The sequence below is a fragment of the Arthrobacter sp. zg-Y750 genome, assembly GCF_020907365.1.
Lineage (GTDB): Bacteria > Actinomycetota > Actinomycetes > Actinomycetales > Micrococcaceae > Arthrobacter_B.
On sequence record NZ_JAJJOC010000021.1, the window covers coordinates 96,879 to 109,277 of the forward strand.

The 12,399-nt window shown below is 67.7% G+C and carries 12 protein-coding genes; 10 read left to right on the plus strand and 2 right to left on the minus strand.

Annotated features, from left to right (window positions below):
• Window positions 1–8 precede the first annotated feature (8 nt).
• A complete protein-coding gene (locus LOC57_RS13545; RefSeq protein ID WP_229960367.1) occupies window positions 9–1,040 on the plus strand; it encodes an isopenicillin N synthase family dioxygenase in 1,032 nt (343 codons plus the stop codon).
• Between the two features lie 186 nt (window positions 1,041–1,226).
• Here LOC57_RS13545 and LOC57_RS13550 read toward each other — a convergent pair whose 3' ends face one another.
• Window positions 1,227–1,958 carry a glucosamine-6-phosphate deaminase gene (locus tag LOC57_RS13550; RefSeq protein WP_229960369.1) on the minus strand — a complete coding sequence of 244 codons (732 nt, stop codon included), beginning with the start codon at window positions 1,956–1,958 and terminating at the stop codon, window positions 1,227–1,229.
• Window positions 1,955–2,692, minus strand: coding sequence for a FadR/GntR family transcriptional regulator (locus LOC57_RS13555; RefSeq protein WP_227913078.1), 738 nt, complete (start codon window positions 2,690–2,692; stop codon window positions 1,955–1,957). Before LOC57_RS13555 ends, LOC57_RS13550 begins: the two co-directional genes overlap by 4 nt.
• A gap of 211 nt (window positions 2,693–2,903) precedes the next feature.
• Here LOC57_RS13555 and LOC57_RS13560 point away from each other — a divergent pair, with 211 nt between their 5' ends.
• From LOC57_RS13560 to tatA, 9 genes are all read left to right on the plus strand, one after another.
• A complete protein-coding gene (locus tag LOC57_RS13560; RefSeq protein WP_227913077.1) occupies window positions 2,904–4,517 on the plus strand; it encodes an ABC transporter substrate-binding protein in 1,614 nt (537 codons plus the stop codon).
• Window positions 4,518–4,588: 71 nt separating this feature from the next.
• Entirely contained in the window at window positions 4,589–5,548 is a 960-nt protein-coding gene (locus tag LOC57_RS13565; RefSeq protein ID WP_227913076.1) for an ABC transporter permease, read from the plus strand.
• A 3-nt stretch (window positions 5,549–5,551) separates the two neighbouring features.
• Window positions 5,552–7,732 carry a dipeptide/oligopeptide/nickel ABC transporter permease/ATP-binding protein gene (locus LOC57_RS13570; RefSeq protein ID WP_229960371.1) on the plus strand — a complete coding sequence of 727 codons (2,181 nt, stop codon included), beginning with the start codon at window positions 5,552–5,554 and terminating at the stop codon, window positions 7,730–7,732.
• Window positions 7,729–8,547: an ATP-binding cassette domain-containing protein gene (locus LOC57_RS13575; RefSeq protein WP_227913074.1), complete on the plus strand. Its 819-nt coding sequence runs from the start codon at window positions 7,729–7,731 to the stop codon at window positions 8,545–8,547. Before LOC57_RS13570 ends, LOC57_RS13575 begins: the two co-directional genes overlap by 4 nt.
• Window positions 8,548–8,602: 55 nt before the next feature.
• Window positions 8,603–9,535: a dihydrodipicolinate synthase family protein gene (locus LOC57_RS13580; RefSeq protein ID WP_229960373.1), complete on the plus strand. Its 933-nt coding sequence runs from the start codon at window positions 8,603–8,605 to the stop codon at window positions 9,533–9,535.
• Between the two features lie 5 nt (window positions 9,536–9,540).
• A complete protein-coding gene (locus LOC57_RS13585) occupies window positions 9,541–10,497 on the plus strand; it encodes an ROK family protein (protein ID WP_229960375.1) in 957 nt (318 codons plus the stop codon).
• Window positions 10,490–11,167, plus strand: coding sequence for an N-acetylmannosamine-6-phosphate 2-epimerase (locus LOC57_RS13590; protein ID WP_227913071.1), 678 nt, complete (start codon window positions 10,490–10,492; stop codon window positions 11,165–11,167). Before LOC57_RS13585 ends, LOC57_RS13590 begins: the two co-directional genes overlap by 8 nt.
• Window positions 11,164–12,153 (plus strand): alpha/beta hydrolase, encoded by a 990-nt coding sequence (locus tag LOC57_RS13595; protein ID WP_229960377.1) that lies wholly within the window; start codon window positions 11,164–11,166, stop codon window positions 12,151–12,153. The genes LOC57_RS13590 and LOC57_RS13595 overlap by 4 nt, the downstream gene beginning before the upstream one ends.
• Entirely contained in the window at window positions 12,150–12,368 is a 219-nt protein-coding gene (tatA, locus tag LOC57_RS13600; RefSeq protein WP_227913069.1) for a Sec-independent protein translocase subunit TatA, read from the plus strand. Before LOC57_RS13595 ends, tatA begins: the two co-directional genes overlap by 4 nt.
• The last annotated feature ends 31 nt before the right edge of the window (window positions 12,369–12,399 follow it).

Genomic DNA, 12,399 nt, shown 5'->3' on the forward strand with positions numbered 1-12,399 from the left:
TTGCCGGAATGAGCGAGATTCCCGAGGCAATTCCCGTCCTGGACCTGAGTACCGCCCGCAATCCGGACGGCTCCTTCAGCCCCGAATTTATTGACCGGCTGCGTGACGCGACGCATCGGATCGGTTTCTTCCAGCTGGTGGGCTACGGCGCCGGTGAGGCGATGGTGGAGAAGCTGTTCGACGTCACCAAGCAGTTCTTCGACCTGCCGCTGGAGGACCGGCTGGCACTGGATAACCGCAAGTCCCCGCACTTCCGCGGCTACACCCGGCTGGGCACCGAAATCACCCGGGGGCGCCCGGATTCGCGTGAACAGATCGACTTCGGCCCCGAACGCGCACCTGCTGCCGGCTACCCCGCAGACCAGCCGTACTGGCTGGTGCAGGGGCCCAACCTGTTTCCGGACAACGTACTGCCGGAACTGCGCAGCACCTCCATGGCCTGGGCCGCGCAGATGGAACTGGTGGGCGCGGAACTGCTTTCCGCCATCGCCGTGTCCCTGGAGCTGCCGGAAGACCACTTCACGGAACCGTTTGTTGGCACCCCGGCGTGGATGGCCAAGCTCATCCACTATGTGGGCGGCGTCGTGCAGGAAGCCGGCACCCAGGGCGTCGGCGCGCATGCCGACTACGGTTTCATCACCCTGCTGCTGCAGGATTCAGTGGGCGGCCTGGAAGTAAAACCGCATGAATCCGACACCTGGCTGCCGGTGGAACCGATCCCCGGCGCACTGGTCGTCAACCTGGGCGAGATGCTGGAGGTGGCCACCCAGGGCTACCTCTCGGCCACCATCCACCGTGTATCCGCACCGGCTCCGGGCGTGGACCGCTACGCGATCCCGTTCTTCTGGTCCCCTCGCCTGGACACCGTGATTGACCCGGTGCAGCTGCCGCCGGCCCTGGCCGCGCAGTCGCGCGGGATCTCCGATGATCCGGAGAACCCCATGCTCGCCTCCTACGGTGCCAACGTGCTGAAGGGTTGGCTGCGGGCGCACCCGCAGGTGGCCAAGCTGCACCACCCGGAGCTGCTTCCCGGGGCCTAAGCGGGAATTCCCGCGGTTTGTCCGGAATTCCCGCGGTTTGGGTAATTCCCCGCGCCGCGCGGCGCGGGAACCGGCACAAACTGCGGGAACCCGCCCGGTCCCATGCATCGTCCTGCACCAGTCCTCCGGCCCGCCGGTCCAGCCCGGGCGGCACGGGTCCGCCGGTGCGGAGTGCGGTCGGGGCGGTCAGCTCAGCCGGGAGGCGGCGTCGTCGTCGGCCAGGACGGTGACGTGCCCGTGGGTCTGGAGGACCGAGGCGGGGCAGTCCGTGCCCACCGGTCCGGTCAGTGCCCGGGCCAGCGCCTCGGCCTTCCCTGCGCCGCGGACAATCAGCAGCAGGTGCCGGGCCTCCAGGATGGTGCCGAGCCCCTGGGTGAGGCAGTGCGTGGGCACGTCGTCGAGGGAGGCAAAGAACCGCTGGTTGGCCCGGCGGGTGTCCTCGGTCAGGGTTTCCAGCCGGGTGCGGGAGTCCAGCGGTGCCCCCGGCTCGTTGAAGGCCAGGTGACCGTTGCGGCCGAGGCCCAGGATCTGCAGGTCAATTCCGCCCGCGGCGGCAATCTGCCGTTCATAGCGGCGGGCGGCGTCCTTCAGGTCCACCCGGTGCGGGTCCGGCAGGTGGACACGCTGCGGGTCGAGCCCCAGCGGTTCCACGATTTCCCGGCGAAGCACTTCGGCATAGCTTTCCGGATGTCCCGGCGGCAGGCCCACATACTCGTCCAGGGCGAACCAGGCGGCGGAGCTGAAGTCCGCCCCGCTGGCGGCCAGCGCCTTGTACAGGGGCGACGGCGAGGAACCCGTGGCGACGCCGATGACCGGCTCCGGTGCGGCGGCCAGGGCTGCCAGGACGACGTCGGCCGCGGCCTGCCCGAGCGCGGCGGGATCGGAGCAGCGGATTAGGTTCAAGGTGCGGGAGCTCATGAGGCCTCGTGCAGCTTGGCGAGTTCGGCGCGGATGCCGTCAAAGTGCCGGCGGAGCCGCTCGGAGGCCAGCTCTTTGTCCCCGTCTTTCACCGCTTCGAAAATGTCTCGGTGGACGGCCGCGGTCTCCCGCAGGTTGATCAGCGGATCAACCCCAAGTTCGGAGTGGATCTTCCCGTAGACCTTCCAGAACACGGACATCAGGTTGGATAGCAGTTCATTGCCCAGGGGTTCGAACAGCTGGTAGTGGAAGGTTTCGTCCACCTCGGTGAAGATTTCCCCGCGTTCGGCCAGCGCCTCCATCTGCCGGACGGTGGCTTCGATGTCGGCCAGGTGTTCGGGTGTGAAGAGGTCCATCGCCTCGCCCACCAAACCTGCTTCCAGCGCCTGCCGCACGTCCACCAGCTGCAGGGCTTCCTTGCCTTCGTGGCGGAGCGAAAGCCGCCCCCGGAAGGTCAGTCCGTCCGCCAGCGCGTCAAAATTGGCCGGAGCCACGAACATGCCGAATCCGTGGCGGATTTCCACCACACCCAGCGCCTGCAGCACCTTCAGCGCCTCCCGCAGCGTGTTCCGGCCGATGCCGAGCGCCCCGGCCAGTTCCGCTTCCGTGGGCAGGGCGTCGCCGGCTTTCAAGTCGCGGTCGAGGATGAGCTCCATGATCTCCGCCTGCAGGGCACGGGAACGGTTTTGGGCACTGAACCGCGCCGGCGGCAGTGATGCGTCGGGCAGACTCATTGAGATCCTCCTGGGACAGAGTTGCAGGTGGTGCACAAGCAGAACCCGGTGGGGTTGCCGCCAACGATATAGGATGTCCTACCTATCCGGAAGGGGACCTGGTTTTTCCAAAGTGAAGGGTTGACGGAGCGATGTGACGAAGCTTACAGTTTCCGGGACAGCCATCGGACATCCTACGTCCGATAAGTGACTTCCGGATGTGAGGCAGTAGATGAGCACTTCGTTTGAATCCAGCGGGCTTTTGAAAGATTCCAGCCGGCGGAATTTCCTCAAGCTGGCCGGCGTATTGGGCACGGCGGCAGCATTTGCCGGCTCCCTTTCCGCCTGCAGCCCGGGCGGTAACCCTGCTCCCGCCGGCAGTGCCGCCGCAGAGGGCACCGGTTCCATCGAAGCCGGCATTTCCTATCAGCTCTCCACGGGCTTTGACCCGATGCTCTCCACCGGCGCCACTCCGCAGGCCGCCAACCTGCACATCTTCGAAGGCCTCACCGAGCTGCACCCGGCCACCCGGGAGTCCTACCTGGCCCTGGCCAAGGCGGACCCGGTCAAGGTGGATGACACCACGTACGAAGTGCAGCTCCGCGACGGCGCGAAGTTCCATAACGGCGAACCCGTCACCACCGCCGACGTTGTCTTCTCCTTCCAGCGGGTCATGGATCCGGCCAATAAATCACTGTTCGCGGGATTCATCCCCTTCATTGACTCGGTCTCCGCCAAGGACGACTCGACCGTGCAGTTCAAGCTCAAGTACCCGTTCCCGGGCTTCAGCTCCCGCATCTCGGTCATCAAGGTAGTGCCCGAAGCCGCGGTCAAGGCCGACCCGGCCGGTTTCGACCTCAAGCCCATCGGCTCCGGCCCCTACAGCCTGGTCTCGGCGGTCAAGGAAGACCGCATCGTGTTCAAGAAGTTCGACGACTACAACGGCAAGTACCCGGCCCGCGTGGCGGATATGACCTGGCTGCTGCTGGCCGACCCGGCGGCCCGCGTGGCGGCGGTCCCCTCCCGCACGCAGGCCATCGAGGACGTCCCGTACCTGGACGTGGACCAGCTTGCGGCCAAGGTGGACGTGGAATCCGTCCAGTCCTTCGGCCTGCTGTTCCTGATGTTCAACTGCGCGTCTGAAAAGTTCGCAGACAAGCGCGTCCGCCAGGCGCTGCACTACGCCATCGATACCGACGCGGTGATCTCCAAGGCCCTGCTGGGCAACGCTACGGCGGCGTCGTCGTACTTCCAGGAGGGGCACCCGTCCTACACCAAGGCCTCCACCACCTACGGCTTCGACGCCGCCAAGGCCAAGTCGCTGCTGGCCGAGGCAGGCATGCAAGACATGACCATCACGCTGACCTCCACCGACACCGGCTGGGTTACCCGCGTGGTGCCGCTGATCAAGGAATACTGGGACGCCATCGGCGTGACCACCACCCTGGAAATCCTGCAGTCCGCTGCCGTGTACGCCCCGGAAAAGGTGGGCGGCAAGAACTTCGACGTCCTCTGCGCTCCCGGCGACCCCTCTGTCTTCGGCAACGACGGCGACATCCTGCTCAGCTGGTTCTACCGTGGCGCCACCTGGATGGAAGGCCGCGCCGGATGGAACACCACCCCCGAATACGCCACCGTGCAGCAGAAGCTGGACCAGGCCGTGCAGGTGGACGGGGACAAGGCGAAGAAGCTCCACGCCGAAGTGGTCGACATCGTCTCCGAGGAAGCCCCGCTGTACCCGCTGTTCCACCGCAAGCTGCCCACCGCCTGGGACAGCAATGCGCTGGACGGCTTCCAGCCGCTGCCCACCACCGGCGTGTCCTTCATCGGGGTAGGACGCAAGTAGCACCGCACACTTGGCGGGATGCCTGCCCCTGGGCGTCCCGCCAGCACCTCCCCCTGCATTGGAGCTATTGAGTGACAACGTTTTTCCGCCTGCTGGGCCGCCGGCTGGCCGCCCTGCCGATCATGCTGCTGGGCGTAACCATCATGGTCTTTGTGGTGCTCTCCGTGGTCCCCGCGGATCGCGCCACAGCCGTTCTGGGTGAGAACGCCAGCGAGGACGCCAAGGACGCCTGGCGTGAGGAACGGGGGCTCAACGACTCCCTGGTGATCCAGTTCTTCCGCTACCTCGGCGGGGTTATCCGGCTGGACTTCGGCACCACCAACCCGCCGGAAGAGTCCGTGGCCGCCAAGATTGCCGCGGCTTTCCCCGTCACCCTGCAACTGACCTTCCTGGGCATCCTGCTGGCTGTTGTCCTCTCACTCACCCTCGGTGTGGCCGCTGCCCTCTACCGGGACCGCTGGCCGGACCAGGCCATCCGCATCTTCTCGATCGCTGCTATTGCCACCCCCTCCTTCTGGCTGGCGATCCTGCTGATCCAGTGGTTTGCCCTGCCGGAAGGCTCCATTTTCCCCACCGGCGGCCTGGCCTGGGCGGACCAATACGGGTTTGTCGGCTGGCTCTACTCCATGGCGCTGCCGGCCCTGGCCCTGGGCATCCCCGTCTCGGCCTCCCTGATCCGCGTGGTCCGCACCTCCATGGTTGAGGAACTGGACCGCGACTACGTGCGCACTGCCATCGGCAACGGCGTGCCCTACCGCACCGTGGTGGCCCGCAACGTGCTGCGCAACGCGCTGGTCACCCCGGTGACCGTGCTGGGCCTGCGCGTGGGCTACTTGCTGGGCGGCGCCGTCGTCATCGAGAAAATCTTCAGCCTCAACGGCATGGGCGACCTCATTGTGGTGGGCCTGACGACGTCGGACACCAACCTCGTGCAGGGTGCCGTACTCACCATCGCCGTCGCGTTTGTGCTGGTCAACATTGTGGTTGACCTGCTGTACCTGCTCATCAACCCTCGAATCCGGACGGTGTAACCCATGCGCAACGGACTTACCGAACGGCTCAGCAACACCGGGGCCCGCTTCACCGCGCTGAGCATCAGCTCCAAGCTCGCCCTCGGATTCCTGGCCTTCATTGTGCTTGTGGCCGTCTTCGGGCCTTTCCTCGCCCCCTTCGGCGAAAACGAATCCAGCGTTCCCGTCCTCTCCCCCACCGGAGAGCATTTCTTCGGCACGGACGGTTCCAGCTATGACGTATTCTCCCGGATGCTCTACGGGGCACGGGTGTCCATTTCCATCGGCCTGGGCGCCGTCGCACTGGCCCTCATCCTGGGTGCCATCCTCGGCGCCATTGCCGCCACCTCACGCAAGGCCGTCAGCGAGACCGTGATGCGGATCCTGGACATCATGATGGCTTTCCCCGGCATCGCCCTGGCAGCAGCCCTGCTGTTCGCCCTCCGGGAGCACTCCCTGAACCTCTTCGGGTCCACCGTTCCGGTGCTGATCCTCGCGATCGCCATTGTCTACACCCCGCAGCTGGCCCGCGTGGTCCGTGCCAACGTCCTGGCCCAATACGGCGAGGACTATGTGCGCGCCGAACGCGTCATCGGTGCCGGCCGCACCTACATCCTGCTCAAGCACATTGCCCGCAACTGTGCTGCCCCGGTGCTGGTCTTCGCCACCGTGATGGTGGCGGACGCAATCATCCTCGAAGCGTCCCTGTCCTTCCTCGGTGCCGGCGTGCAGCAGCCCGCCGCGTCCTGGGGCAACGTGATGGCCGACGGCCGGAACGTGGTGTTCAGCGGCGCCTGGTGGCCCACCACCTTCGGCGGCATCACCATCCTCCTCACGGTCCTGGCGCTGAACGTCCTCGCCGAAGGGCTCACCGACGCCATGGTCAACCCCGGCACCCGGCGCTCCAAGAAGCGGGCCGCCGAAGCCGTGGCCACCACCGCCCAGCCCTCCGTGCTGGATCCTGCCGGCACCTCGCTGGCCGACTCTCCGCTCACCGCGTCTGCCGCCACCGGAACCGACGCCGACCTTGCAGCCGGTATCGCGGCGGCCGGTGCCGCGGCGGCCGGGCAGGCGCGGTCCGACGCCGGAGCCAACGTCACCAAGGCCGGTTCCCTTGAGGCGCTGGCCGCGGAACTGGAGCTGCTGGCCGCCGCTGAGGCCCGCCGCTCCGACCGGCTGCCTCCGGTCAGCGACGACGCTCCGGTGATCCTGGAAGTGAAGGACCTCTCCATCCGGTTCCCGGAACGCTACGGCGACACCGCCATTGTTGACCGGGTCAGCTTCACCGTCCGCGAGGGCGAAACCATGGGCTTGGTGGGTGAATCCGGCTGCGGCAAGTCCATCACTTCCCTGGCGATCATGGGCCTGCTTCCGGCCACCGCCCGGCTGACCGGCTCCATTAAGTACCGCGGCAAGGAACTGCTCACCAACAACCCCAAGGACCGCGACAAGCTCTACCGGGGCCTGCGCGGTGAGCAGATCGCCATGGTGTACCAGGACGCGCTCAGCTCGCTGAACCCGTCCATGCTGATCAAGGACCAGATGCTGCAGCTGACCCGGCGCGGCGGGCGGAAGAGCCCGCGCGAGCTGCTGGAGATGGTGAAGCTGGACCCGGACCGTACGCTCAAGAGCTACCCGCACGAGCTTTCCGGCGGACAGCGCCAGCGCGTGCTGATTGCCATGGCCCTCTCCCGGTCCCCGAAGATCGTGGTGGCGGACGAGCCCACCACTGCCCTGGACGTCACCGTGCAGAAGCAGGTGGTTGACCTGCTCAACGAGCTGCGCGAACAGCTCGGCTTCGCCATGGTCTTTGTCAGCCACGACCTGGCCCTGGTCGCCTCCCTGGCCCACCGGGTCACCGTGATGTACGCCGGGCAGGTGGTGGAATCCGCCGATGTCCCCGAGCTGCTGGGCAACCCGCGGCACGAATATACCCGCGGCCTGCTGGGCGCGGTGCTCTCCATCGAGGCCGGCGCGGACCGGCTGCACCAGATCCGGGGCACCGTCCCCTCCCCCAAGGACTTCGCTCCCGGGGACCGGTTTGCCGAACGCTCGCTGCGCCCGGATGCCGATCCGAACCAGGTGCTGCAGTTTGTCCGCGTGGGCACCAAGGACCACTTCTGGGCCAGCCACGAAACCGGCACGGAAGCACCGGCTCCGGCCGCCCTGGCGAACTCCGGCACTACAGCAAGGCAGGACTCATGAGCAGCAACGCGATCCACGCCGACACCAGCCCGGTGCTGGAACTGAAGGACGTTAAGGTCCACCACCGGGCCCGCTCCGGTTCCCTGTTCCGCCCGAACATCGTCAAAGCGGTGGACGGCGTGGACTTCACCGTCCGCCGCGGCGAAACCGTGGGCATCGTGGGCGAATCCGGCTGCGGCAAGTCCACCCTCGCCTCCGTGCTCGTGGGGCTGCAGGAGCCGACGTCTGGCTCTGTCCTGTTCCATGGCCAGAAGGTGAGCACCCGGGCCTCCGTCTCGAAGAAAACCTTCGGCCGCGACGTCGGCGTGGTGTTCCAGGACCCGGCCACCGCCCTGAACCCGCGGATGACCATCCATGACATCCTCACCGACCCGCTGCAGGTGCACGGCATCGGCAACCAGCAGACCCGCGACGCGAAGGTGAAGGAGCTGCTCAGCCTGGTCGGCCTGCCGCAGTCCGCCGCCGAGGTCACCCCGCACCAGGTCTCCGGCGGCCAGCGCCAGCGCGTGGCGATTGCCCGGGCGCTGTGCCTGGACCCGTCGGTGATCGTGGCCGACGAGCCGACGTCGGCCCTGGACGTGTCGGTGCGGGCGCAGGTGCTGAACCTGCTCTCGGACCTGAAGAAGGACCTGAACCTGGGCATGGTCTTCATCTCGCATGACATCCAGACCGTCCGCTACGTCTCGGACCGGATCTGCGTCATGTACTTCGGCCGCATCGTCGAGGAAGGTCCCGCCCGGCAGGTCTTCGACTCACCCGCCAATGACTACACCAAGAGCCTGCTCGGCGCCGCGCCCAGCCTGCTGCACACCTGAGCGTCCAGACCGTTTTATCTATCCCCCGCACCAACACCAAGCACTGGAGAAGTTTTTGTCACACGCACCACAGCCCCGCTTCCACGGCGTTATCCCGCCGGTTGTCACGCCCCGCACCGCGGACGGCGCCATTGACACCGCCTCGCTGGAGAAGCTGACCAAGTACCTGCTCGACGGCGGCGTTTCCGGCCTGTTCGTGCTGGGCTCCTCCGGCGAGGTCCCCTACCTGACCAACAGCGAGCGCGACACGGTGATGCGCACCATCGCCGGGGTCAATGCCGGCGAAGTGCCGCTGATCGCCGGGGCCAGCGAGCAGACCACGCCCCGCGTCATCGAGGAGGGCCTGCGGCTGATCAGCCTGGGCGCCGACGCCATCGTGGCCACCTCGCAGTTCTACGCCATCTCCGACATGGCCGAGACCGAAACCCACTTCCGTGCCCTGCACGCCGCCTTCGACGTGCCGCTGTTCGCCTACGATGTGCCGGTCCGCACCCACTTCAAGCTGCCGCTGCCCATGCTGGTGACCCTGGCGCAGGACGGCGTCCTGGCCGGCGTGAAGGACTCCTCCGGCGACGACGTCTCCTTCCGCCAGCTTCTGCTGGCCACCCGGGACCTGCCGGACTTCGCCGTCTTCACCGGGCACGAGGTAGTGGTCGACGGCGCCCTGCTGGGCGGAGCGCACGGCGTGGTTCCCGGGCTGGGCAACGTTGACCCGGCCGGTTACGCGGCACTGTACGCCGCGGCGCAGGCCGGCAACTTCGCCGAAGCCGCCCGGATCCAGGACCGTCTGGCCAACCTGTTCAACATTGTGTACGCGCCCACCCCGGGCCGCGTTTCGCCCGGCGCCGCCGGACTGGGTGCCTTCAAGACCGCGCTGATGCTGCTGGGCGTCATTGACACCAACGTGATGTCCGCGCCCATGACCGCACTCAACGAGGCCGAAACCGCGGCCATCCGCGTGGTCCTCGAGCACAACGGCCTGCTCTGATCGCCATGCGGCACGTCATCGGGATCGATCTGGGCGGCACCAAGACCGCGGGCGGGATTGTCGACGCTGAAGGAAACGTGGTCTTCTCCTTCTCCGTAGCCACCCCGTCGCAGTCCGGTGCGGAGGAGGTCGTGGAGACCGCCGCACGGCTGGTCCGGTCCCTGCAGGACGAAGCGGCCCGGCGCGGCCTGGCCGTGGACGCGTTGGGCATCGGCTCCGCCGGCGTGATCGACTCCGGCCGCGGCACCGTGGTGTCCGCGACCGATGCGATCCTCGGCTGGACCGGCACGCCGCTGAGCGCCGGACTCACTGCCCGGACGGGGCTGCCCGCCACTGCCCTGAATGATGTCCACGCCCATGCCCTCGGCGAGAGCTGGCTGGGCGCCGGGGCCGGTGTGGACAGCGTCCTGTTCATCGGGCTGGGCACGGGTGTGGGCGGCAGTTACGTGCAGAATGGCGAGCCGGTCGAGGGTGCCACTTTCACCGCCGGGCATGTGGGGCACTTCGCCTCCCCGTTCGCCTACGAGGCCGGTGTTCCGCTGGCCTGCAGCTGCGGCGGCGCCGGACATGTGGAAGCGATTGCCTCCGGGCCCGGCATCTTTGCGCTGTATGCCCGGCTGGGCGGCAGCGCGGCCGGGGACACCCGCGAGGTCTACCGGCTGGCCGCCGCCGGCGATCCGGTTGCTGCCGAGGCCCTGCACCGCGGTGCGTCGGCCGCCGGGTCCGCCATCGGCGGGCTGGCCAACATCCTGGACCCCGCCGTCGTTGTGGTGGGCGGCGGACTGGCGTTCGCCGGGCCGCTCTGGTGGGAGACCATGGAGCGCACCGCACGGCGCGAACTGCTCCGCCCGCTCACCGAGCTGCCCATAGTCCCTGCGCAGCTGGGCGAAACCGCGGCCATCCGCGGTGCAGCCCGCCGCGCGCTGTCCCTCACTACCGTTCCCGAAGGTTCCCATGTTTGACCTTGATTCCCTCCGCTCCCGTCTGATCGTTTCCTGCCAGGCCTACCCCGGCGAGCCCATGCGGGATCCGCGCACCACCGCGCAGGTGGCGCAGTCGGCAGTGATCGGCGGGGCAGCGGCCGTCCGGGTGCAGGGCATCGGGGACATCCAGGCGGTGCGTTCGGCCGTGGAGGTGCCGGTGATCGGTTTGTGGAAGGACGGGCACGACGGCGTCTTCATCACTCCAACGCTGCACCATGCGTTGGCCTGCGCGAGCGCCGGCGCGCACATAGTGGCGCTGGACGGCACCCGCCGGGAACGGCCGGACGGGTTGACGCTGGCCGAGACCGTCGCCGGGGTGCACCGGCAGTCCCCGGCACTGGTGATGGCCGACTGCGGTTCGGCGGCCGACGCCGTTGCTGCCGCCGAGGCCGGGGCGGACATCATCGGCACCACGCTGGCCGGCTACACCGGGGAACGGCCCAAAACAGACGGACCCGACCTGGAGTTGCTGCACGAGCTGGCCGGGCTGGACCTGGGCGGCCGTCCGGTCATTGCCGAAGGACGGATCCACAGCCCGGGACAGGGCCGTGCCGCCCTGGACGCCGGAGCCTTCGCGGTGGTGGTTGGTACGGCCATCACCCATCCGGCCACCATCACCGGCTGGTTCGCGGACGCGCTGGCCTCATGAAACCCTTCCTGGCACGGGTGGATCCGGAGCTGCTCCCCGGCTTGGAGTACTCGCTAATGCACCCCCCGCCCACCACGCTGCCGGGACTGGCAGCCTTCCGGGCGAACGCCGCAGCTCCGGCCGGTACCGCCCTGCCGGAGGGTGTCACTGTCCGCGACTGCACCGTGGACGGGCTGGCCCTGCGGGTGTTCACGCCGCCGGGCGCGGGTCCGCATCCGGTTATCTACTGGCTCCACGGCGGCGGCCTGATTGCCGGCACCGTGGATCTGGACACCCCGTACTGCGCTGCTCTGTGCTTGCGGACAGCTGCCGTGGTGGTGGCCGTGGACTACCGGCTGGCGCCGGAACATCCCTACCCTGCCGCGATGGATGATGCGGCCGCGGGGCTCGCGTGGCTCTTCGCCTCGACTGCGGAACTATCCGTGGATCCGTCGCGGGTGGCGGTGGCCGGCTCCAGCGCCGGCGGCGGCCTGGCCGCGGCCCTCACGCTGCAGAACCGCGACGCCGGCGGACCGGCTCTTGCCTTCGCCTACCTGATGTACCCGATGCTTGATGCCACGCACACCTCCCCCTCCGCCCGGGAGTTTGCTGCCATTCCCACCTGGAACCGGGCCCACAGCGAGTTCGCGTGGAAGTGCTATCTGGGCGCTGCTGCAGAACTTTCTCCTTATGCCGTCCCCGCACTGGCCAAGGATCTGTCCGGCCTGCCGCCCACCCTGATCCAGACCGGCGAACTGGACCTGTTCCGGGACGAGGACATCACCTACGCGTCCCGGCTGCTGCAGGCAGGCGTGCCCACCGAGCTGCACGTGTATCCCGGCGCGTATCACGGCTTCGAACTGAACTGTCCGGAGTCCGCCGTCGGGCGCCAGAGCCTGCGCGACCGTGACCGCTCCCTGATCCGGGCGCTGCATGGCCGGCCGGCGGATCCCGTTACATCTCCCGTTTCATCCATCTCCACCCCCGCGGAAGGTTCCCTGTTATGAGGCTCGAAGGCTGGCAAATCCTAGTTGTTGTTGTTCTGGCGATTGTGCTGTTCGGCGCACCCAAACTCCCCGGCCTGGCCCGCAGCCTGGGCCAGTCCATGCGCATCTTCAAGTCCGAGGTGAAGCAGCTCAAGGATGAAAACAACGAGCCCGCAACCGGAGCGGATCCCCTGCCTGGCGCCCGTGACGCGGACGGCCCTGCGCTGCCGAAATAAGGCAGAAAACCCAGCCTTCTTTCCGCAGATG

Bases quoted from the DNA above. Each gene is read 5' to 3' on its own strand.
- LOC57_RS13545 (WP_229960367.1), top strand. From the start codon at position 9: ATGAGCGAGATTCCCGAGGCAATTCCCGTCCTGGACCTGAGTACCGCC.
- LOC57_RS13550 (WP_229960369.1), bottom strand. From the start codon at position 1,958: ATGAGCTCCCGCACCTTGAACCTAATCCGCTGCTCCGATCCCGCCGCG.
- LOC57_RS13555 (WP_227913078.1), bottom strand. From the start codon at position 2,692: ATGAGTCTGCCCGACGCATCACTGCCGCCGGCGCGGTTCAGTGCCCAA.
- LOC57_RS13560 (WP_227913077.1), top strand. From the start codon at position 2,904: ATGAGCACTTCGTTTGAATCCAGCGGGCTTTTGAAAGATTCCAGCCGG.
- LOC57_RS13570 (WP_229960371.1), top strand. From the start codon at position 5,552: ATGCGCAACGGACTTACCGAACGGCTCAGCAACACCGGGGCCCGCTTC.
- LOC57_RS13575 (WP_227913074.1), top strand. From the start codon at position 7,729: ATGAGCAGCAACGCGATCCACGCCGACACCAGCCCGGTGCTGGAACTG.
- LOC57_RS13585 (WP_229960375.1), top strand. From the start codon at position 9,541: ATGCGGCACGTCATCGGGATCGATCTGGGCGGCACCAAGACCGCGGGC.
- LOC57_RS13590 (WP_227913071.1), top strand. From the start codon at position 10,490: ATGTTTGACCTTGATTCCCTCCGCTCCCGTCTGATCGTTTCCTGCCAG.
- LOC57_RS13595 (WP_229960377.1), top strand. From the start codon at position 11,164: ATGAAACCCTTCCTGGCACGGGTGGATCCGGAGCTGCTCCCCGGCTTG.
- tatA (WP_227913069.1), top strand. From the start codon at position 12,150: ATGAGGCTCGAAGGCTGGCAAATCCTAGTTGTTGTTGTTCTGGCGATT.